The following is a 21,390-nucleotide window of genomic DNA, read 5'->3' on the forward strand; positions in this document are numbered from 1 at the left end:
TGATGGTCGTTGCGCGGCGCATCCATGGGGGGTAGGGAAAACACGCCCCATGTCAGCGACTGCTCAATTGCTGGAAGCCGTCCGGAAGGAAGCGAAGCCGGGCATCTGGTCCAATGGCGTCAACCTCGCGCGCTCGGGGGCCGTGGTGCTCCAGTCGCAGAAGGCGGGCGAGCTGGAGCTGCGGGTGCGGGCGAAGGGCCGCCCGGTCGCCCTCACGGTCGTCCTCTATCCGAACGACGACGCCTGGGAGTGCGACTGCCCCAGCCAGGTGGACCCGTGCGAGCACGTCGTCGCGGCGGCCATCTCCATCCAGCAGGCGGAGAAGCAGGAGACGCCGCTGGAGACGGCGGCGGCCCGCTGGTCCCGCGTCGTGTACCACTTCACCCGCGCGGACGGCGGGCTGGAGCTGCACCGGGCGCTCGCGCACGCGGACGGCCGGGAGGAGCCCCTGGAGGGGAGCCTGACGTCGCTGGTGGCGCAGCCGGCGAAGGCGGCGACGCTGCAGGTGGAGAACGCGGACCTGCTCGCCGACCGCATCCTGGAAGCGCGCCGCACGCGCGGCACGTTGGCCCCGGAGACGCTGGAGGCCATCCTCAAGGTGCTGGAAAACGCGCGCAACGTGCTCCTCGACGGGCGCCCGGTGGCCGTGTCCGACGAGCCCGTGCTGCCCCGGGCCGTGGTGGAGGACCGGGCCCAGCAGATTGCCGTGACGGTGACGAAGGACCCGCGCGTGACGGAGGTCGTGAGTCCCGGCGTGGCGCTGTTCGGCGATGCGCTGGCCCGCCTGGGAGAGACGCAGATGACGGGCGCGTGGCTCCAGTCGCTGCCCATCGTCCGCACCTACTCCGTGGAGCAGGTGGGCGAGCTGACCGCGAAGATTCTCCCCGAGCTGGGTCGTCGCATCCCCGTGGACATGCGCAGCCGCCGCCTGCCTCGGCTGGACCGGGAGCTGCGCCCCCGCGTCCTGCTGGAGCTGAACCAGCTGGAGTCGGGCCTGTCCGTGCTGCCCACGCTCGTCTACGGCGCGCCGCCCGCGGTGCGCATCGACAACGGGCGCATGGTGTACCTGCGCGGCGCGGTGCCGCTGCGCGACGAGGCCGCGGAGCAGCGGCTCATCCACCAGCTCCGCGACGAGCTGAACCTGGTGCCGGGCCGGCGGCTGACGGTGCAGGGCCCGGAGATGGTGCGCTGGGCGGACAAGCTCCGCCGGTGGCGCGGAGACCTGGCCGGCGACGCGGCGGGGCTGGTGAGCCCGGACGTGAAGCTCCGGCCGCTGCTCCAGGTGCAGTCCGGCGTCACCGGGCAGGGCGTCCCCGACGTGCGCTTCACGCTGGAGTTCCAGGTGGAGGGCGCGAAGGGCGAGGTGAAGGCCGTGGACGCGGCCGCCGTCGTCCGCGCGTGGACGGAGGGGCTGGGGCTGGTGCCGCTGGACGGCGGAGGCTGGGCGCCGCTGCCTCGCGCGTGGCTGGACAAACACGGCCAGCGCGTGGCGGACCTGCTCGCCGCGCGCCAGTCGGACGGGAAGGTGTCCAACCACGCGCTGCCGGAATTGACGGCGCTGTGCGAGACGCTGGAGCAGCCGCCCCCGCCGGGACTCGACAGGCTGGCGCCGCTCGTCTCCGGCTTCGAGAAGCTGCCGGCCCCGGTGCTGCCGCCGGAGCTCAACGCGACGCTGCGCCCCTACCAGCTCCAGGGCGTGAGCTGGCTGGGCTTCCTGCGCGGCGCGGGCCTGGGCGGAATCCTCGCGGACGACATGGGCCTCGGAAAGACGCTGCAGACGATTTGCGCGCTGGGGCCGGGCTCGCTCGTGGTGTGCCCCACCAGCGTGCTGCCCAACTGGGCCGCGGAGCTGAAGCGCTTCCGCCCGTCGCTCAAGGTCTGCGTGTACCACGGGCCCGGCCGCACCCTGGACGCGGCCGCGGACATCACGCTCACCACGTACTCCATCATGCGCCTGGACGCGGCCGTGCTGGGCGCGCGCACCTGGGACGCGCTGGTGCTGGACGAGGCGCAGGCCATCAAGAACCCGGAGAGCCAGGTGGCGCGCGCGGCCTTCGGCCTCAAGGCCAACTTCCGGCTGGCGCTCAGCGGCACCCCGCTGGAGAACCGGCTGGAGGAGCTGTGGAGCCTGATGCACTTCACCAACCCGGGCCTGCTCGGGGGACGCAGGCACTTCCAGGACAAGGTGGCGCAGCCCATCGCCGACGGCCGCGCCGACGCCGCGGAGGGCCTGCGCCGGAAGATTCGCCCCTTCGTCCTGCGGCGCCTCAAGCGCGACGTGGCGCCGGAGCTGCCGCCGCGCATCGAGTCGGTGATGCACGTGCAGCTGGATGAGCGCGAGCGCGCCGTCTACGACGCCATCATGGCCGCCACGCGCAAGGAAGTCGTGGCGCTGCTCAACGAGGGCGGCAGCGTGCTGAAGGCGCTGGAGGCGCTGCTCCGGCTGCGGCAGGCCGCCTGCCACCCGGCGCTTGTCCCGGGCCAGCGGGCCAACACCTCGTCGAAGGTGGAGACGCTGGTGGATGCGCTGGAGACCGCGGTCTCGGAGGGCCACAAGGCGCTCGTCTTCTCGCAGTGGACGTCGATGCTGGACCTCATCGAGCCGCAGCTCAAGGCGACGGGAATCACCTTCGAGCGGCTGGACGGCTCGACGCCCAACCGCGGCGAAATCACGCAGCGCTTCCAGGCGGACGGCGGCGCGCCGGTGCTGCTGATGTCGCTCAAGGCGGGTGGCACGGGCCTCAACCTCACGGCGGCGGACCACGTGTTCCTGGTGGACCCGTGGTGGAACCCGGCGGTGGAGGCCCAGGCGGCGGACCGCGCGCACCGCATCGGGCAGGAGCGGACGGTGATGGTGTACCGGCTCGTCTCTCAGGGAACGGTGGAGGAGCGAATCCTGGGACTCCAGGAGAAGAAGCGCGCCATCTTCGAGGCGGCCCTGAGCGAGGCCTCCGCCGCGACGGCCATCACCCGAGAAGACCTGCTCGAGCTGTTCTCCTGAGGAGCGCTGATGCTGACACTGCGCAGGACGCACGTCCGGCTGGGACAGAGCGCCACGGGCAAGACGGAGGCGATTCGCCTCGTCGGGCAGACGCTGGTGGACGAGGGCTTCATCGAGCCCGGCTACATCGACAGCATGCTCCGCCGCGAGAAGGTCTCCGCGACGTACCTGGGGCACGGCATCGCCATTCCCCACGGCACGCCCGACGCGCGGGAGCTGGTGAAGCAGACCGGCGTCGTCGTCGTGCAGTTCCCCCGCGGCGTGGACTGGGGTGGGGACGGGCACGCGCGCATCGTCGTCGGCATCGCCGCGCGCTCGGATGAGCACCTCCAGGTGCTGGCCAACCTCACCGGCGTGCTCGGTGACGCGGCGAAGGCGGAGGAGCTGTCCCGGACGACCGACGTGGACGTCGTCGTCGCCACCCTCAACGGCGCTGGCGCGCCCGCCGAGACGGCTCCACTGCCGCTGGCCGGTGGGGGCTGCTTCATCGAGGTGCCCTCGCCCGTGCCGCATGGCCTGCACGCGCGCCCGTCCACCGCGCTCGTGGAGGTGGCGAAGCGCTTTCGCAGTGACATCTCCGTCCGGTACGAGGGGAGGGTGGCCAACGCGAAGAGCCTGGTGACGCTGCTGTCGCTCGGCGCCCGGCCCGGGGCCACGCTGACCATCAGCGCCGTGGGCGAGGACGCGCCGACGGCGCTGGCCGCCATCCGCGAGGCCTTCGACGAGGGGCTCGACGAGGAGGTGGCCGCGCCCCGGCCCGGCGCGCCGGAGCCCGTGGCGCTTCCCACCGCGCGGCTCGACTACGAGGGGACGCTGGTGGCCGGCATCTCCGCGTCGCCGGGCATCGCCGCCGGGCCGGTGTGGGCCTTCCAGCACGAGCGCCTGGAGGTGGAGGAGCGGGCGCCGGACGCGGTGGCCGAGCGCCGCAGGTTGGAGAAGGCCCTGGCCGGCGCGACGGCGGACCTCCAGAACCTGTACCAGGAGTTCCTCAAGAAGGCCGGTGCGCCCCGGGCCGCCATCTTCAAGGCCCACCAGGAGTTGCTGGACGACCCGGACATGGTGTCCGAGGCGCACGGCCACATCGACGCGGGGGCGAGCGCCGGCTGGGCGTGGCGCAGCGTCTACGAGGCCCGTGCCGGGGTGCTCGCGCGCCTTCCGGACCCGCTGCTCGCCGCGCGCGCGGGAGACCTGCGCGACGTGGGCCGCCGCGTGCTGCGCCTGCTGGCAGACGTGGTGGAGGGCGTGGCGACGCTGCCGGACCACCCCGTGGTGCTGCTGGCCGAGGACCTGGCCCCGTCGGACACCGCGAAGCTGGACCCGGCGATGGTGCTGGGCCTGTGCACCGTCGGAGGCGGGGCCACGTCACACACGGCCATCATCGCCCGCTCGCTGGACATCCCCGCGGTGGTCGCCGCGGGGCCGGCGGTGCTGGACCTGGCCAACGGGCAGGAGTGCATCCTCGACGGCAACGGGGGCGTCCTCGTCGTCAACCCGTCCGCGAAGGACCGCGAGCGCGCGGCCACGCAGCGCGAGCGGGTGCGGGAGCAGCGCGAGGCCGAGAAGCTGGAGCGCTACAAGCCCGCCATCACCCGCGACGGACACCGCGTGGAGGTGGCCGCGAACATCGGCTCGGCGAAGGACGCGGAGAAGGCCGTGAATGCCGGCGGCGAGGGCGTGGGGCTGATGCGCACGGAGTTCCTCTTCCTCCAGCGCGAGGACCCGCCCGGCGAGGACGAGCAATACGAGGCCTACCGCACCATGGTGCGGGCCCTGAACGGGCTGCCCATCATCCTGCGCACGCTGGACATCGGCGGCGACAAGCAGGTGCCGTACCTGTCCCTGCCCGCGGAGGCCAACCCCTTCCTCGGCGTGCGCGGCATCCGCCTGTGCTTCGAGCGGGAGGACCTGTTCCGCACGCAGCTTCGCGCCATCATGCGCGCGTCCATGGAAGGGCCGGTGCGCATCATGTTCCCCATGGTGGCCACCCTCGGTGAGTTGCGCCGGGCCAAGGCCATCACCGAGGACGTGCGGCGCGAGGTGGGCGCGGCGCCGGTGGAGACGGGCATCATGATTGAGGTCCCCTCGGCGGTGATTCTCGCGGACCAGCTGGCGAAGGAGGTGTCCTTCTTCTCCATCGGCACCAATGACCTGACGCAGTACGTGCTGGCGATGGACCGCGAGCACCCCGTCCTCGCGTCGCAGGCGGACGGCGTCCACCCGGCGGTGCTCCGCATGGTCGACCTCACCGTGAAGGCCGCCCGCGCGGCCGGCATCTGGGTGGGCGCGTGTGGCGGCGTCGCCGGAGACCCCGCGGGGGCGATGACGCTGGCCGGGCTCGGAGTCACCGAGCTGAGCGTTGCCATTCCCACCATCCCCGCCATCAAGGCGCTGCTGCGCGGCGTGTCCATGAAGGACCTGGAGGCGCTCGCGAGAAGGGCGCTCGCCTGTGACAACGCGGCGGACGTGCGGTCGCTGGTGCAGGGCCTGCTGGCCCGGACGGGGGTGGGGGCATGACGCCGACGAAGCCCGGCATCGTCACGGTGAGCCTCAACTCCGCCATCGACCAGACGCTCGACTGTCCCGGCTTCACCGCGGGCGCCGTCAACCGCGTGGTCTCCGAGACGCGCACGGCCGGCGGCAAGGCCATCAACGTCGCCGCCTTCCTCGCGGGCGGGCCGGCGCACGTCACCGCCACGGGCTTCCTGGGCACGGACAACGCCCAGGTCTTCGAGGCGCTGTTCCTCGAGCGAGGCATCCAGGACCGGTGCACGCGGCTGCCCGGCTCCAGCCGCGTCAACATCAAGGTGGTGGACCGCGCGGGCGGCACCGTCACGGACCTCAACCTGCCGGGGCTGCGAGTCCCGGACAGGGCCCTGGGGATGTTGACGGAGAAGCTGGAGGCGCTCGCCGCGGACAACGGCTGCTTCGTGCTCGCCGGCAGCCTGCCGGCCGGCGTGCCCGAGGACACCTACGCCATGCTGACGGAACGGCTGCGAGCCCGGGGGGCGCTGGTGGTGGTGGACACCAGCGGCGCACCGCTGAAGCACGCGGTGGCGGCGCGGCCGGACTTCGTGAAGCCGAACGCGCACGAGCTGTCCGAGCTGCTCGGCCGCCCGCTCCCGGACAGGGACGCGGTGGTGCGCGCGGCGCGGCAGCTCCAGGCGACGGGAATCTCCCTGGTGGTCGTGTCGCTGGGCGCGGACGGCGCCATCTTCGTGGGGCACGAGGGGGCGCTGTGGGCAGTGCCTCCCAAGGTGGAGGTCGCCAGCACGGTGGGGGCGGGGGACTCCATGGTGGCCGGAGTGCTGGCCGCGCGGCTTTCGGGGCGCAACCTGGAGGAGTGTGCGCGGTACGGCACCGCCTTCGCCGCCGGCAAGCTGGTCCGCGTCGGTCCGGTGCCGCCGTCCGCGGCGCGGGTGGAGGCGCTGATGCCCCACGTCGTCATCCATCCTTTGGGCAGTGCCTGAGCAGCGAGAGACGAGGAACGGACGACCATGGCGAAACTGGTAGCCATCACCGCCTGCCCGACGGGAATCGCCCACACGGTCATGGCGGCCGAGGCGCTGCGCCGGGTGGCGGCGCTCAAGGGACATCAGATTGCGGTCGAGACGCTGGGCTCCGAGGGGGCCCGCACGCCGCTCGACGCGGCGGCCATCGCGGAGGCGGACGCGGTCATCGTCGCGTCCGACATCACCGTCGACGAGACGCGCTTCCAGGGCAAGCGCATCATCCGGACCTCGACGGCGCTGGCCATCCGGGAGACGGAGCACATCATCGACGAGGCGGTGGCGTCCCCGGCACGCTCCGTCGTGCCAGCGCCCGCGGCGCCGGTGACGCCGCCTGTCACGGTGGTGACGGCCACACCCGTGGCCACGCCCACCGCTGGAGGCTCCGGCCGGCTGGTGGCCATCACCGCCTGTCCCACGGGCATCGCCCACACCTTCATGGCGGCCGAGGCGCTGACGCGCGCCGCGAAGGCGAAGGGCTACACCCTCAAGGTGGAGACGCAGGGCTCGGTGGGCGCCAAGAATCTCCTGACGCCGGAGGAAATCGCCGCGGCGGACGCGGTCATCATCGGCGCGGACACCCACGTCTCCACCGAGCGCTTCGCGGGCAAGCGGCTGTTGAAGACCTCGGTGGGCGAGGCGCTGAAGCAGGCGGACTCGGTGATTGAGCGGGCGCTGGCGCTGCCCGTCGTGGCTCCCGGGACTCCCGCCGCGGCGGCTCCCGCGCAGGCGGTGGCGCGCGCGAAGGCGGAGCCGACGGGCCCCTACAAGCACCTGCTGACGGGTGTGTCGTTCATGCTCCCGTTCGTCGTGGCGGGCGGGCTCGTCATGGCGCTGTCGTTCGTCTTCGGCATCGACGCCTTCAAGCAGGAGGGCTCGCTGCCCGCGGCGCTGATGCAGATTGGCCAGGCGGCCTTCGCGCTGATGGTGCCGGCGCTGGCGGGCTACATCGCCTATTCCATCGCGGACCGGCCGGGGCTGGCGCCGGGCTTCATCGGCGGCATGCTGGCGAGCCGCATCGAAGCCGGCTTCCTGGGCGGCATCGCCGCGGGCTTCCTCGCGGGGTACGTGGCGCGCTGGTTCCGGGACCACATCCGCCTGCCGGCCAACCTCGAGGGGCTCAAGCCCGTCCTCATCCTCCCGCTGCTGTCGTCGCTCGTCGTCGGCCTGCTGATGGTCTACGTGATTGGCGCGCCGGTGGCGGCCATCATGCGCGGGCTGACGGACTTCCTGACGGGGATGAGCGGCACCAACGCCATCCTGCTGGGACTGCTGCTCGGCGCCATGATGGCGGTCGACACGGGCGGGCCCATCAACAAGGCGGCCTATGCCTTCGCGGTGGGGCTGCTGGGCTCCAGCACCTTCACGCCGATGGCGGCGGTGATGGCCGCGGGCATGACGCCGCCGCTGGGCCTGGCGCTGGCGACGGTGGTGGCCCGCAGCCGCTTCACGCTCCAGGAACGCGAGGCCGGAAAGGCCGCCGCGGTGCTGGGCCTGGCGTTCATCTCCGAGGGCGCCATCCCCTTCGCCGCCAAGGACCCGCTGCGCGTCATCCCCTCCATCATGTTCGGCTCCGCGGTGACGGGGGCCCTGTCCATGTGGTTCGGATGCGGGCTGCGCGCGCCGCACGGCGGCGTGTTCGTGCTCGCCATCCCCAACGCGGTGAAGCCGGTGGGGCTCTACCTCGTGGCCATCGCGGTGGGCACGGTGGCCACCACGCTGGCGCTCGTCATCCTGAAGCGCCCGCTCCCGGAGGAGCCGGTGCTCCCTGCTCCCGAGGGCACGCCCTCCTTGCGTTAGAGAGGCGGTTCGATGTTCCGTGCAGTCCTGCTCGTCGTCCTGGGGTCCATCGCGATGCTGCCTGTCACCGCCGAAGCCGAGAAGCGGGATGCCACCGCCGCCGCGCTGCACGCGCTCATCCAGCGCGAGTGGCAATACCAACTGGAGCACAACCCGACGTACGCGTCGGTGTCGGGAGACCGTCGGTGGAACGACCGCTGGGATGACCTGAGCCTGAAGGGCATCGAGGCGGACCACCAGCACAACCTCCAGGTCGTCGCGCAGGTGAAGAAGCTGGACCGCAAGAAGCTCTCCGCCGCGGACCAGCTCAACTACGATTTGTTCCTCCGTGATTACGAGCTGTGGGTGGAGGAGCACCGGTTCAAGACGTACCTGATGCCGTCGAACCACATGGGGGGCCTGCCCGAGGGCATCAAACAGCCGCCGGGCGTCCAGACGGCCTACCAGCTCGCGGACACGCTGCGCTTCGACACGGTCCAGGACTACGAGGAGTGGGTGACGCGGCTCCAGCGCTTCAGCACCTACGTGGACCAGGTGATGGCGCTGATGCGCGAGGGCCTGCGCGAGGGACGCGTCCACCCCCAGGTCGTCCTCAAGCGCATGCCGCCGCAGGTGGAGAAGCAGCTGGTGGACGCGCCCGAGAAGAGCGCCTTCCACGGCCCCTTCACGCGCTTTCCCGCCAGCATCCCCACCGCCGAGCAGCAGCGCCTGACGGCCGCGGGCCGCGCCGCCATTGCCCAGGGCGTGCTGCCCGCGCTGAAGCGCTACCACCAGTTCCTCACGGAGGAGTACCTCCCGAAGGGCCTGGAGCAGGTCGGCATCTGGCAGCTCCCGGAGGGCGAGGCGCTGTACGCGCTGCTCGCTCGCAGATTCACGACGACGTCGCTGACGCCGGACGAAATCCACGCGCTGGGCCTGTCCGAGGTGAAGCGCATCCGCGCGGAGATGGAGGCGGTGAAGGCGAAGGCCGGCTTCAAGGGCTCGCTGGCGGACTTCTTCCGCTTCCTTCGCACCGACTCGCGCTTCTACTACCGCACGGGGGACGAGCTGCTGATGCGCTACCGCAGCCTCTCCAAGCGCATCGACCCGCTGCTGGTGAAGCTGTTCAAGACGCTGCCGCGCCAGCCCTACGGCGTCGAGCCCACGCCCGAGGCCATGGCCCCGGATGCGACGACGGGCTTCTACTACCCCGGCGCAACGGACGGCTCGCGCCCCGGCACGTACCTCGTCAACCTGTACCGTCCGGAGACGCGGCCGCGCTGGGAGATGGTGCCCCTCACGCTGCACGAGGCGGTGCCCGGCCACCACCTCCAGACGTCGCTGGCCGCCGAGCAGACCGGCCTCCCCGACTTCCGCCGCTTCGGCTACCACGTCGCCTACGGCGAGGGCTGGGCGCTGTACTGCGAGACGCTGGGCGACGAGCTGGGCCTCTACGAGGACCCGTACGACAAGTTCGGCCAGCTCGCGTACGACATGTGGCGCGCCGTCCGGCTCGTCGTGGACACCGGCATGCACGTCAAGCGCTGGACGCGGCAGCAGGCGCTGGACTTCTTCATGGAGAACTCGCCGCGCCAGGAGCTGGACACCACCAACGAGATTGACCGCTACATCGCCTGGCCGGCGCAGGCGCTGGCGTACAAGGTGGGGCAGCTCAAGATTCGCGAGCTGCGCACGCGCGCGGAGAAGGAGCTCGGGCCCCGCTTCGACGTGCGCGAGTTCCACGACGTGGTGCTGCTCGACGGCTCGCTGCCGCTGGACGTGCTGGAGACGAAGGTCCAGGGGTGGGTGGCCGCGCGGAAGGCGGCGAAGTAGCGCCGCTCAGGGTTTGCGTCCGCCGGGCGCCGCCTTCCGGGGCGCCTGGGCCGGCGCGGAGGTCAGCCGCCCGTACTTGCGCATGGCCTTCACGAGCCTGTCGTGGGGCATGCCGAAGACGCGGATGCCCTCCGCGCCCGTCATCGTGTCCGCGGCGAGCATGGCGTTGAGGATGGACTCCTGCGTGGCCTGCACGGTGGCCTCGAAGAGCGGGTTGATGCGCTCGTTGTCGAGCACCGACACACTGGCGACGGGAGCGTCCCCGGGCGCCTTCAGGTGCTGGGTGGAGAAGGCGAGGAAGATGTCGCCCGAGGAGTTCTCCCCGAGGCCGCCCATCTTCGCGATGCCCAGGGGGACGCGCCGCGCCAGCCGCGCGAGTTGGTGGGGCAGCAGGGGCGCGTCCGTCGCGACGGCGACGATGATGGAGCCTGCGCCCTCCTTCATGGTGGGCTTCGTGACGCCGCCCGAGGTGGCGCAGGGCGGCACCTTCCCGAACATCTCATTGGCCGGCTTCTGGGTGCCCACGTAGCAGGGGCGCAGGTCGGTGATTTCCTCGCCCACGGGCACGCCCTCCACGGAGAGGAGGCGGCGCGCGCCGTAGTTGCACTGCACCAGCACGCCCACGGTGTAGCCGCCTTCCGAATCCGGCAGCCTGCGCGACGCCGTGCCGATGCCGCCCTTGAAGCCGTGGCACATCATGCCCGTGCCTCCGCCCACGGAGCCCTCCGCGACGGGCCCGACGCGAGCGGTGTCCAGCGCCTGCCAGGCATGGGCGCCCTTCACGTGGAAGCCGTAGATGTCGTTCAGCATGCCGTCCCAGGTCTCCGCCACCACGGGCAGGCCCAGCTCCCACGCGAGCCCGCGCTTCATGGCCCAGGCAATCACCGCGTCGCGCACCGTGCCCACGTCATTGGTGTTGGTGATCATCAGCGGCCCGGCGAGCTGGCCCGACTCGGTGAGCCAGTGGGTGCCCGTCATCTCCCCGTTGCCGTTGAGGGCGAACACGGCGGCGAAGACCTCCTCGGCGAGGCCGTCGCGTCCCCGGGGGAGCACCGCCGTGACGCCGGTGCGCACCGGGCCCTTGCCCGGCTCCCCCCGGCCGTCGCCGGAGATGAGCGTGACGTGACCGACCTCCACGCCGGCCACGTCGGTGATGGCGTTGTTCGGCCCGGCTTGCCCGCCGAAGGTGATGCCCAGGTCTCTCGCGCGAGGCCTGGCGGAGACGGCCTGGGCCACGCCCGTCCGGGGCGGCAACGTCAGACACAGCAGAACGCAGGGGAGCAGGTATCGCCAGGTCGCGCGCATGCCGACTTCCTACACCTCAACGATATGCGGCGCACCAGGGTGGAGCTGCGGGGCGGAGGAGGGCTAGCCTCCGTCCGCCTCGACGTTCCACCCCCGGGAGCGCTCCATGAACCGCGGTATCCGCACCGTCGTCATGTCGTTGGGTCTCACCCTGATGCTGTCGTCCTCCGTGGCCCGGGCCGATGGCCTGTCCACCATCCCCTACGGCGACAACTGCTGGGGCAGCGGCACGGACGCGGACCGGGACGGGCTCAACGACGACTGCGAGTACCAGCTCGCGCTCGCGTTCATGCCGAAGCTCTGGTTCGACACGGGCGAGAGCGGCTACGGACGCCGGCCCTATTTCGCGGTGAAGAGCGAGGCCTTCGCCACCCGCACGCTGCGCATCTTCTACCTGGACACCTTCTTCGAGGACACCGGCGTCACCACCGGCCACGACGGTGACCCCGAGTTCCAGCTCTTCGAGGTGCACTACTCCGGAGGCCGCTGGTACCTCGACTGGGTCTACCTGTCCGCGCACCGCAAGAGCGCGTGTGACTCGTCGGCCTGGTACTCCTACGACCAGCTCGAGTACGACACGAGCGACTCGCGCAACGCCTACCGTGGCTGGCCCACGCTCTACGTCGCCGAGGACAAGCACGCGACGTACAACAACCTGTCAACCTGTGACAGCGGCTGCTTCGCCCAGGACTACTGCAGCAAGTACGCCTCCCAGTTCCTCGACACGAGCAGCAAGCTCGTCTCGCGCAACGTGGGCTCCACAGCGGTGCCGTTGATCAACCAGGTGGTCCTCAACGGCAAGACGGAGCGGCTGCTCGACGACGTCGAGTTCAAGGGCTGGGATGACCAGTGGTACCGGCCCAACTCCCAGGGCTACCGCCGGCATCTCGTCGAGTTCGGCTTCTAGCCCGAGCGCGCACATGACTCCCGGCGTTCCTGAAGGTCGAGGCAGCGCAGCCCGTGTCCGCAACCGCCTGGTCCTCGTGGCGGGCGGCATACTGGTGCTCGTCGGCGTGGCGCTGACGCTTCCCGAGGGCGGCGAGGCGCCGCCGCGGCCCACCACCCTGGGGACGGTGGTGGTGACGGCGCCGCGAGCCATGGAGTCGCCCGCCGCCCCCACGGCGACTGCGCGGACGCCGCCCGTCGCATCCGCAGCCATTCCCGAAGCGGCGACGGGGGAGGCGCTCGCCCTGGCGTTGAACGAGGAGCGGGTGGTCCTCACGTCCACCGCGCGCATCGAGGGCATCGACGCGGACCGCCCCTGGGTGTGCGCGGGCGAGCCGATGATGCTGTCCGCGCGCGTGGGGGGACAGCCGGAGCCGGACGCCGTCCAGCGCTGGGTGTGGCCGGGCTCCGAGACGGGCGCGGAGCTTCAGCCCGGCTCCCGGCTCCAGTGGCGCGCACCGGAACGCGCGGGCCGGTACTTCGTGCGCTTCCAGGTGTGCAGGGACCTGGGCGGCCGCCGTGTCGGCGTGCTGGCCGAGCAGGTGGTGGGCATCGACGTGCGCGAGTGTGGCGCGTCGCAGGAAGCGGAGTCGTTGCGGCTGGAGGTCAGCCAGCGAGGGGCAGGGGACTTCGTCTTCCGGGCGGTGGCTCCGGACGCGGCGCCGCTCACCACGTACCAGTGGGACTTCGGGGACGGAGCCTCCACGGTGACGCAGGAGCCCACGGCGTCGCACGGCTATGCCACGCAGGGGTTGGGGTCCCAGGAACTGCGCGCCTTCACGGTGAGGCTCTCCGCGCGTGACGGCGCGGGCGTGGCGAGGACCGCCACCACCTTCGTCCAGGTGCGTGGGCAACCGCCTCCGGATGCACCGCCCCTGGCGACGCTGGAGCTTGCGCGCGCGCCGGGCGGCGAGGAGGGCTGGCGGAGCGGGGTGACGGTCCGCGTTCCCGAGGGCGGCGACGTCACCTGGGAGCGCGTCGAGCGGCTCACCGTGAGCTGGGACGACCAGGTGGAGTCCCGCACGCTCCCGTGGCGCGAGGTCATCACCGTGGAGGAAGCGCTGGAGCGCGGCGGCTTCCGCGGCCATGTCACGGTGCGCCCATCGGACGTGAGGCCCGACGTCAAGCAGGTGCTGGACCTGCTCCACGGGCGCGATGCGTCGGGCAGGGAGGTGACGCTGTCCTGGGCCTCCTTCAAGAGCGAGGCCCGGCCACCTCCCCGATAGACGCCGGGCCCTAGCACGGTGATCACGGCGGTTGAGGCGGGTAGCCGCAGTAGGCGAACCAGGCGGCCGCGTCCTGCGGCCGCACGGTGGAGAGCGCCTCGCGCATGGCCTCGATGAGGGCGGCGTGGGTTCGCGCGCCGATGGCCCGCAGGCGCGTCTTCACCTTCAGCCAGCACGACTCGATGGGGTTGAGGTCGGGGCTGTAAGGCGGCAGGAAGAGGAGATGGGCCTTGCGGCTGCGAACGAGCGACTCGACTGCGGGACGGTGATGGGCGCTGAGGTTGTCCAAGACAACGACGTCGCCGGGCTTGAGGACGGGAAGTAGCCCCTCTCGGACGTAGGTCTCGAAGCGTTCGCTATTGGTGGCGCCCTCGAAGGTCAGCACGGGCCCCATCCCCTGGAGCGTCAGGTCCCCAATCATCGTGAGGACCTGCCGACGGCCCATCGGTACGTAGCCGCGTGTTCGCTGCCCTCGTTGAGCACGCCCATAGCGGCGAGTCATGGTGAGGGTGGCGGCGGTCTCATCGATGAAGTGGAGCTGCGAAGGCTTCAGCTCGGAGGCTTTATCCAGGTACCGCCGTCGCGCCTGGCGACTCTTCGCCAGCCGCCGCTCGGAGGCGAGGAGCGACTTTTTTTACGCGTGTAGCCCAGGCGCCGGAAGGCACGTCCCATGGTAGGGCGGCTCACCCGTACGCCTGTCGCCTTGGCGTAGGCATCCGCAATCTCCTGGGTGGTGCTGTCGGGGCTGGCATCCAGCAGCCGCTTCACCTTGGCGAGTTGCGAATCCGGGATTCGATAGTGGGGCCGCGGGCCAGGACGCAGCGGAGCGATGGAGTGGGTGCGCTTCCAGCGGCCGACGAGCCGATCAACCGTCGCGACCCCTACCCGAAACCGCTTGGCAAGTTCTTCCCACGTTTCTTCGTGCGCCAGGTACGCCTCGAGAATGCGTTGTCTCAAGTCCATCGACAGTGGAGTGCCCATAGTCCCAATTTGTGGGCTCCGCAGCGCACTGCCTTGCTCCTGTGCCACGGGACGGACCGATTCAGGGCTGCGCTACTTGCTTCGCACGATCAGCCTCCACGAGCACCGTTGTAAACCAACGTTCGCGATCTTCGATCGCGGTTGGAGGGCGAGCAGGCGCGGAGAGGGCGGGAAGAGGCGGCAGGGACGCTTCCCGTTCGGCTCTGTGTGCGCAGAAAACCTGAGAGCGAGAAGGCCCTGCCCAAGGGCAAGGGTAGGTTCTGGTTGAAGCGTCGGCAGCGCCAGGCGCTGCTGCGCTGGCGCTTGGGGGGGCGAGTACCGACGGGCTCGCCGCATCCACCTCATCCTCGACAACGCCTCGGTCCACAGTAGCCAGAAGACACTCAAGGCCCTCGCGCAGCTCGGTGGGCGCATCGTGCTCCACTTCCTGCCGCCGTACTGCCCGGAGGGGAACCGCATCGAGCGGTTGTTGCTGGACCTGCACGCCAACGTCACCCGCAATCACCGCTGCCGCACCCTGGCTCGGCTCATGGAACGGGTGCATGCGTACCTCGCCGGACGCAATGCCCAGCGCTCTGCAAGTCCAAGCCTGCGCCGAGGTGACCTCAGGCGCACCGCCTGAGGTCGCGCGAACATCGCGATCGGCCGTTTAGGGTGCGCCGAAGCGACGTGTCCGGGCTACACCACCACGTTATGGAGAAACCAAAATACCCAAGGGAGCACCTCCGCGCTGCCCTGGCAGCCTCTGTGCCCGAATGGCTTGAGCACGGCGACCTTCTTGAGGACCTCGGCGAGCTAGTGGACCAAGTCTTCTTCGCGAGTCTCGCGACGGAGGAGGGCGAGAACCTCCGCTTTCATGTGGTCGTCGCAGGCAAGAAGAAGTTGGAGGAAGTGACGGACACGGCGTGGCCTGACGCCATCCCGCAGGAGCAGGAGCAGGAGCGGGAGCTGGCCTGGACGGTCATGCGGATCGAGCCGCACCGGGTCGACCCCAAGGCCCTCGTGAAACTCGCAGGGGCTACGGAGTTCGGGCGCACGGCCTTGGTGCTCGACCAGCGCGACGAAGATGGCCAGCTCTGGATCGTCGGAGTTGCACGACGCAATCCTCGAACAAATGGCGGCAGGGTGCTCGTCGTCTCCACATCGGCACCGGGTGCGGTGTCCGTCTACTTCGAGGGGCGACGCATCATGCGCTACGAGCGTGGACTGCTCGTACCGCCCGTGGTGGATGTCTTCTCGGAGGCTGGGGTAGTGACCCGCGCAATCCGCAGCTCAATTCCAGAGTTTCTGGCGCGGATGAAGAACATCTTCATCTCGCCTCACAACGTTGGAGAGCGCGTCTTCTCGCGCTTGGTGCGGGGGATGCGGGCGACAGGACATGGCGGTTCTGTGCTCGTTCTGCCTGCGATTCCCGAGGGCGATGCGGCACCGAAGCCGAAGTACCGACCACTGCGACCGGACGTGCTGTCCGCACAAGCCCAAGCGTACGTCGACGTCCGCACTGAGAGTACAGACGCGGCGTGGGGGGCGGCGAACCTGGACGAGTTTCCGTTCGCAGAGTGGAAGCAGCGAGAGGACGTCGCCGAAGCAAACCTCGAGGCGGCAGTGGACGACATTGCGCGGCTCACAGCCCCGGATGGTGCGCTACTGATGGGGCCTGAGTTCGCCGTCCTCGGAGCTGGCTACATGGTGACGGGCACCGGAACGGGAAAGGTGCTGGACATCTTTGAAGCCTTCGACGCCGAGGGCGAACGCGTCAGCGAGAAGCCGTATGCACTCGAACAACATGGGGCGCGGCACAAGGCTGCGGCCACTTTCGTTTCCCAGAGTGGTGGGTTCGCGTTCGTCGCCTCCGAGGATGGGCCGCTGAAGGTTCTCGTACGCCACGAGGAGCGCATCCTCCTTTGGCGCGTGGAGCTTCCTGAGTACTGAGGTCGTCCGCCTGCGCGTCTTCGAGTGAAGCGCTGGCGAGATGCAGGAGCAGAGCCGCTGTACGACCCGGGACACGTGACCAGGTCGTACTAGGGAATCCTAAGGCGCAGCGTCCGCCCCGAACCCGGCGGAGTCATTCCACCGGTCCACGCGGATGAAGCGCAGTCCCTCCGGCGGTGGCGTGAGGCCCATCACCTGGTCCACCACGCTACGGTGGAAGACGTGGACGACCTGCTCCTCCATTCGGAATGCAAGGCGCTCCTCCAGTGGCATGGCGCCGAGCACCTCCTCGTCGAGGACGAGCGAGTCGATGTCCAGCACGTCCCCATCGTCCTCATCGACTGTGAGCGCCGAGCGCACGCGGTCCACGCAGGGGATGCGCCTCCACATGTGGACGAGCCAGTAACGCAGCACCGCATCGCCTACCCGGACGTCGGCGGGGACGAACTGCACGCCGGGCAATTCAAAGGTCGCGAGCACCTCTTTCACCCGGTGCGAAACGACCGGTTGCGGCAGGCTGTGGTGGTCAACCATTACTGGCGCAGGGGGCACTGGCTCCGCGAGGCGCAGCCGAATCGGCTCGGCGACGGTTACGGGTCTGCCCTTGCGGAATATGCTCGCGCTCTGGTCCCACCCCAGCAGCGGGTAGCTATTTGGCCCGGCACGCTCGATGACGAAGTAGTCGTGCTGCACGGCTACTCCCCAATCTGCAACGTCCGGCGCGCGAGGGGCTTCCGAGTAACACCCTGGACAGCACCATGCCGGCGGCCTCGTGGACACTCACGTTGCGTCTTCTCGGGGACATGGCGCACGCCACCACACCCTGGCCCGCCGTCGCGGTAGTCCAGTCCATCGCTCGAAAGCGTCCAGGTGAAGCGCGCTACCTTCCTGAGAATGGTAGCGCTGATCTTGTCCAGCTTCTTCACGAAGCCTGCTGGATTTGAGCAGAACGCGCCCGCCTCCGTGGACTCGGCGACCCTCTCAATCATCGCGGTGACGGCCTTGGGGTACGCCATGTTGATGTCGTGCGCCCAGCCGGCGGCGTGGTTGCCACGATGGAGGGGAACATGCAGCTCGCACGCGACGTCCATGCTCGATGGAAGCATGACGCCGTTCTCCCGCCGGTTGATGTCGTAGCCGAACAGCCGGCAGTACCCCGCCCAACCATCGTCGTCGGCCATGGCCTCCGAGCAGATGAGGTGGTGCGCGGCGATGGAGCGCTCACCCGTGTACCAGGGGTGCTCCTTCGCTTCGCGCCCTTCCAGGATGGCCTCGCTCAGCAGCCACGAGTTCCCCAGGTGGCTTCCCCACCTCGGAGCGAAGGGATGCCCCGGCTTCCCGCAGTACTCGCAAGGTGGCTTCTTCACGGGCTGGGGCCCTTCGCCGGGCTTGGACTGGAGGAACATGACGCGGCTGCCGCGGATGGTGACGGGCATGGCGGCAGGAGACCTCATGCCCGCAGCGTCGCGCATTGTCCCACAGGGCCGCGAACATTGAATTTCTGGGCAAACCGATTTCAGGCCGCGCGCGCCGAGCCCTCACGCAACGCCAGCTCAAGCCGGCGGGCCGCCGCCTCGCAGTAGCGCTCCTCGAGCTCCACGCCCACGGCGCGCCGGCCGAGCTGCTGCGCCGCCATCAGCGTGGCGTCCATGCCGGTGAAAGGGTCCAGCACGAGGCTGCCCTCGGGGCAGGCTTTCTCCATCAGGTGGGCCAGCAGCGACACCGGCTTCTCGTGGGGTACGTGCGCTGCTGGGGTGGCACCGGCGGGGAGCCCGCGAGCACGGCGCCCTGCCGCTTCCCAGCCAGCGGCCGGCGCTTCGCCCCGGACGCGTGCAGCACCACCTCGTAGTCGGGCGCGAAGGAGCCAGCGCAGTCGCCGGAGCCCCCGGTCCTTCCACCACACCAGGGCCCCCTTGAGGCGCAGGTGCGCGGCCACCGCGTCGTAGAAGTCGGGCCACGACGCCCAGTGGCAGAAGAAGAAGGCGTGCGCGTCCAGCTTCCGCGCGGGCCCGGCAGCGGTGAGTGCCTGCCGAAGCACGCGCACGCCCTGGCACGCACCGTCCGCGCGGATGGGCGCGACGTGCTCACTCTTCCCCTCGTAGGCCATGCCGTAGGGCGGGTCCGTGAGCAGGAGGTCCACGGAATGAGACGGGAGGTCCAGAAGCTGGTCGCGGCAGTCGCCGAGGTACAGGGTGACGGAGTCGTTGCGGTAATAGCGCTTCACAGCGATCGGCCGTTTAGAACTCCGTCCCGTCCGCGCGCCGGCCAGGCGAGCTGCCGAGGCCGGAGGGCAGGGTGTCGTGCGGGACGAAGCCCGCCGCCGGGTCCCCATCCGGCGAGCGATTCACCGACACGTTCTGCGTGGCGGACGTGTAGTTGTACTGGTCCACCACCCCGCCGTCCGGCAGCCGGAGCCGCACGGAGTCGCTGACGTTGTTCAGTCCGAGCGTGTTCTGGTTGCTGGAGGCCGCCGCCGCGTTCGTCAGGCCGGCGGGAATCCCCGCGCTGCCGCCGAAGACGACGTAGCCCTTGCCCGCGCCCAGCTTCAGGCCCGCCGGGAAGACATGGCGCACGACGCCGTTGCTGGAGTCCCACACGCCCCAGCCGGAGATGTCCACCGGGAAGGGGCTCGCGTTGACGAGCTCCACGAACTCGTAGGCCTGATTGAGCGAGCCGTTGATGGTGGGCTCATACGCGAGCACCTCGTTGATGAACACGCGCCCCGGGCCCTTGACGAGCGTCAGCGCCGCATCGCTCGTGTCGATGCGCGCCGGGTTGGACACGTCCACCACGCGCACCCGCACGCTGCTGGAGTCGAGGTCCGGCAGCGTCCACAGGTAGCTGCCCTGCGCCGCCGGCACGGACGCGGCGAGCACGCTCCACTGCGTGCCGTTGTCGGTGGAGGCCTCGACGCGCACCTCGCCCACGGACCATGACGTCCAGGTGATGGCGAGCACGCTGCCCGCCTGGTACGTGCCGCCCTGCGGGGCCTTGAGCCGCAGGAAGGGGCCCGTCTCCGCGCTGAAGGCGTACGCGCTGGTGATGGGGCGGTGGTCGCTCAGCGTGTTCAGATAGTCCGGCACGTGGTTGTCCGCGTAGATGACCCGGGCCGAGCCGGACACGTAGCGGGAGGCCACCTCGTTGCTGGCCAGCGTGTGGTCGACCACGTTCTCGAAGCCGATGGACGTGTCATCCCCCGCGAGCGACAGGGCCCGGGTGATGAACGTGAAGCGCTCCGGGTCCGAGACGAAGTCCTGGTAGGGCGTGGGCAGCGGCGAGCCGGAGTTGGGGTCCAGGGTGATGGACTCGTCCACGTCGTCGTTCCAGTCGCCGAGCACGAGGACGTGCCGCGTGGGCAGGTTCGTGTCCAGGTACTCCTTCAGCGCGGCGCTCGCGCGCTGGCGCGACTCGCGGGGGCCCGTGGGGTCCGCGCTCTCGGCGCGCATGTGGACGACGATGACCGTGAGCGGCGTCTCCACGCCCTGGATTTCCGTCGTGAAGTCCGCGCGCAGGGGCGGGCGGTTGCTGAAGTCGGGCAGGTGCGTGGCGTCGTTCAGGATGAGCTGGGCGCTCTGGAAGGTGAGGGCGCTGTCATAGAGCACGCCGAGCTTCTGGCTGCTGGCACCGTAGGGCGACGTACCGCCGGAGACGAAGGCGGCGTTGTTGGACAAGAAGCCGCTGAAGCCGGGGAGCTGGGACTTGAGGACGTCGAAGTCGCTCGTGTCCACCATCTCCACCATGCCCCACACGTTGGCGCCCGCATCGCGCATGACGTCGCGCGCGTAGGCAATCTGCAGGTCGTCGGACGTGCCGCCGTCGGACGTGGAGCGCGCGGGGCCGCGCGTGTTGTCGCCGAAGTAGGTGATGTTGAACTGGCCCACGGTGAACACCGGCGCGCCCGGCTCTCTCGCGACGAGCGAGAGCTCCCGCGCGTCCGTCTGACCGTCCGCGTCCTGCACGGTGACGGTGAAGGTGGACGTCCCCGCCGAGGTCGGTGTCCCGGAGAGGACGCCCGCCGGGGACAGGGTGAGCCCGGAGGGCAGTGCGCCGACGGTGATGCTCCAGGTGAGGGGGGCGCGGCCGGACGACGCAGTGAGCGTGAAGGTGTACGGCTCGCCGCGCGTGCCCTGCGGCAGCGCCCCGGTGGTGATGGCGAAGCGCTCGAGGACGGTGAAGGTCACGCTGCGCGTGGCCGCCACGCCGTTCGCGTCCGTGGCGGTGAGCTCGAAGGTGAAGGTGCCGGCCTGGCTGAGCGTGCCCTGGAGGACGCCGCTCGCCAGCGTCAGACCCGGTGGCAGCGTGTTGGAGGTGAAGGTGTAGGGCGCCTTGCCACCGGTGACGGTGAGCGTCTGGGTGATGGTGTCGCCCACCTTGTGCGTCGGAGCGGGAACCTCGGCGAGGACCGGGGCCTCGTAGGTCGTCACGGAGAGCGCCGCCTGGACGGAGACCCCGGCCGCGTCACTGACGCTGAGCGTGAAGGAGGCCTCGCCGGCCGCCCCCGGAGTGCCGGACAGCACGCCGTCCTCCGAGAGGGACAGGCCCGCGGGCAGCACACCGCTGACGCGAGACCATGCGTACGGAGGCCTGCCACCGGACGCCACCAGGGTGGCCGCGTACGCCCGGCCCACATAGGCCTCCGGCAGGGCCTCGGTGTCGAGGGTCAGGGGCGTCTCGGTGCCGGCGTCGGTGCCCGCGTCGGTGTCGGTGCCAGCGTCGGTGCCGGCGTCCGTGCCAGCGTCGGTGCCGGTGCCGGCGTCCGTGATGACGCCGCTGTCCACCGGCCCGGGAGTGGGCTCGGGTTCGGAGCAGGCGGACAGCAGGAGGAGGACGCACAGCGGCGCGAGGGCGCGGGGGAACGTCATGGGCTACTCCGGGCGAAGAA

Annotated in this window: 16 protein-coding genes and 1 pseudogene; 9 read left to right on the forward strand and 8 right to left on the reverse strand. The window is 70.4% G+C overall.

All coding sequences use genetic code 11. From position 1 onward, the window contains the following. The first annotated feature begins 49 nt into the window (after nucleotides 1-49). Genes ACX9TP_RS16470 through ACX9TP_RS16490 form a run of 5 tightly spaced genes read left to right on the forward strand, consistent with a single transcriptional unit; the run spans nucleotide 50 to nucleotide 10,119 of the window. Nucleotides 50-3,001, forward strand: coding sequence for a DEAD/DEAH box helicase (locus ACX9TP_RS16470; protein ID WP_482980675.1), 2,952 nt, complete (start codon nucleotides 50-52; stop codon nucleotides 2,999-3,001). A gap of 9 nt (nucleotides 3,002-3,010) precedes the next feature. Continuing rightward, nucleotides 3,011-5,515, forward strand: a complete 2,505-nt coding sequence (gene ptsP / locus ACX9TP_RS16475) for a phosphoenolpyruvate--protein phosphotransferase (protein WP_482980676.1) — start codon at nucleotides 3,011-3,013, stop codon at nucleotides 5,513-5,515. Then, nucleotides 5,512-6,468, forward strand: a complete 957-nt coding sequence (pfkB, locus tag ACX9TP_RS16480) for a 1-phosphofructokinase (protein ID WP_482980677.1) — start codon at nucleotides 5,512-5,514, stop codon at nucleotides 6,466-6,468. Before ptsP ends, pfkB begins: the two co-directional genes overlap by 4 nt. A 27-nt stretch (nucleotides 6,469-6,495) precedes the next feature. Then, the gene (locus tag ACX9TP_RS16485) at nucleotides 6,496-8,307 is read left to right on the forward strand and encodes a PTS fructose-like transporter subunit IIB (protein ID WP_482980678.1); all 1,812 of its coding nucleotides are present in this window, start codon (nucleotides 6,496-6,498) and stop codon (nucleotides 8,305-8,307) included. A 12-nt stretch (nucleotides 8,308-8,319) separates the two neighbouring features. Continuing rightward, nucleotides 8,320-10,119, forward strand: coding sequence for a DUF885 domain-containing protein (locus ACX9TP_RS16490; RefSeq protein WP_482980679.1), 1,800 nt, complete (start codon nucleotides 8,320-8,322; stop codon nucleotides 10,117-10,119). A 6-nt stretch (nucleotides 10,120-10,125) separates the two neighbouring features. Here the strand turns inward: ACX9TP_RS16490 and ACX9TP_RS16495 are convergent, their stop codons facing one another. Continuing rightward, complete coding sequence (locus ACX9TP_RS16495) at nucleotides 10,126-11,424, reverse strand: DmpA family aminopeptidase (protein WP_482980680.1); 1,299 nt, start codon at nucleotides 11,422-11,424, stop codon at nucleotides 10,126-10,128. A 106-nt stretch (nucleotides 11,425-11,530) separates the two neighbouring features. Here ACX9TP_RS16495 and ACX9TP_RS16500 point away from each other — a divergent pair, with 106 nt between their 5' ends. Continuing rightward, nucleotides 11,531-12,331, forward strand: a complete 801-nt coding sequence (locus ACX9TP_RS16500) for a hypothetical protein (RefSeq protein WP_482980681.1) — start codon at nucleotides 11,531-11,533, stop codon at nucleotides 12,329-12,331. Between the two features lie 76 nt (nucleotides 12,332-12,407). Continuing rightward, nucleotides 12,408-13,595, forward strand: coding sequence for a PKD domain-containing protein (locus ACX9TP_RS16505; RefSeq protein ID WP_482980682.1), 1,188 nt, complete (start codon nucleotides 12,408-12,410; stop codon nucleotides 13,593-13,595). Nucleotides 13,596-13,617: 22 nt separating this feature from the next. Here ACX9TP_RS16505 and ACX9TP_RS16510 read toward each other — a convergent pair whose 3' ends face one another. The 3 genes and pseudogenes from ACX9TP_RS16510 to ACX9TP_RS16520 form a co-directional block, all read right to left on the reverse strand. Further along, complete coding sequence (locus ACX9TP_RS16510) at nucleotides 13,618-14,199, reverse strand: IS630 family transposase (RefSeq protein ID WP_482982160.1); 582 nt, start codon at nucleotides 14,197-14,199, stop codon at nucleotides 13,618-13,620. After that, on the reverse strand, nucleotides 14,145-14,363 hold the full coding sequence (locus ACX9TP_RS16515) for a winged helix-turn-helix domain-containing protein (protein WP_482982373.1): 219 nt from the start codon (nucleotides 14,361-14,363) through the stop codon (nucleotides 14,145-14,147). Before ACX9TP_RS16515 ends, ACX9TP_RS16510 begins: the two co-directional genes overlap by 55 nt. 96 nt (nucleotides 14,364-14,459) lie before the next feature. Further along, nucleotides 14,460-14,576: pseudogene (locus ACX9TP_RS16520) on the reverse strand (hypothetical protein); the annotation flags it as partial. A gap of 343 nt (nucleotides 14,577-14,919) precedes the next feature. Between ACX9TP_RS16520 and ACX9TP_RS16525 the strand changes: the two are divergent. Continuing rightward, nucleotides 14,920-15,198: a transposase gene (locus ACX9TP_RS16525; RefSeq protein ID WP_482982184.1), complete on the forward strand. Its 279-nt coding sequence runs from the start codon at nucleotides 14,920-14,922 to the stop codon at nucleotides 15,196-15,198. A 47-nt stretch (nucleotides 15,199-15,245) separates the two neighbouring features. Then, nucleotides 15,246-16,508, forward strand: a complete 1,263-nt coding sequence (locus ACX9TP_RS16530) for a putative sensor domain DACNV-containing protein (RefSeq protein WP_482980683.1) — start codon at nucleotides 15,246-15,248, stop codon at nucleotides 16,506-16,508. Nucleotides 16,509-16,607: 99 nt separating this feature from the next. On the opposite strand, the gene ACX9TP_RS16535 is transcribed toward ACX9TP_RS16530, so the two are convergent. From ACX9TP_RS16535 to ACX9TP_RS16550, 4 genes are all read right to left on the reverse strand, one after another. After that, on the reverse strand, nucleotides 16,608-17,201 hold the full coding sequence (locus ACX9TP_RS16535; RefSeq protein WP_482980684.1) for an imm11 family protein: 594 nt from the start codon (nucleotides 17,199-17,201) through the stop codon (nucleotides 16,608-16,610). 2 nt (nucleotides 17,202-17,203) lie between these two features. Next, nucleotides 17,204-17,944 (reverse strand): AHH domain-containing protein, encoded by a 741-nt coding sequence (locus ACX9TP_RS16540; RefSeq protein WP_482980685.1) that lies wholly within the window; start codon nucleotides 17,942-17,944, stop codon nucleotides 17,204-17,206. Nucleotides 17,945-18,024: 80 nt separating this feature from the next. Then, nucleotides 18,025-18,732, reverse strand: a complete 708-nt coding sequence (locus ACX9TP_RS16545) for a DNA-methyltransferase (RefSeq protein WP_482980686.1) — start codon at nucleotides 18,730-18,732, stop codon at nucleotides 18,025-18,027. A gap of 13 nt (nucleotides 18,733-18,745) precedes the next feature. Then, nucleotides 18,746-21,370, reverse strand: coding sequence for a putative Ig domain-containing protein (locus ACX9TP_RS16550; RefSeq protein ID WP_482980687.1), 2,625 nt, complete (start codon nucleotides 21,368-21,370; stop codon nucleotides 18,746-18,748). Nucleotides 21,371-21,390: the final 20 nt, after the last annotated feature.

This window comes from Pyxidicoccus sp. M15 (genome assembly GCF_056858435.1).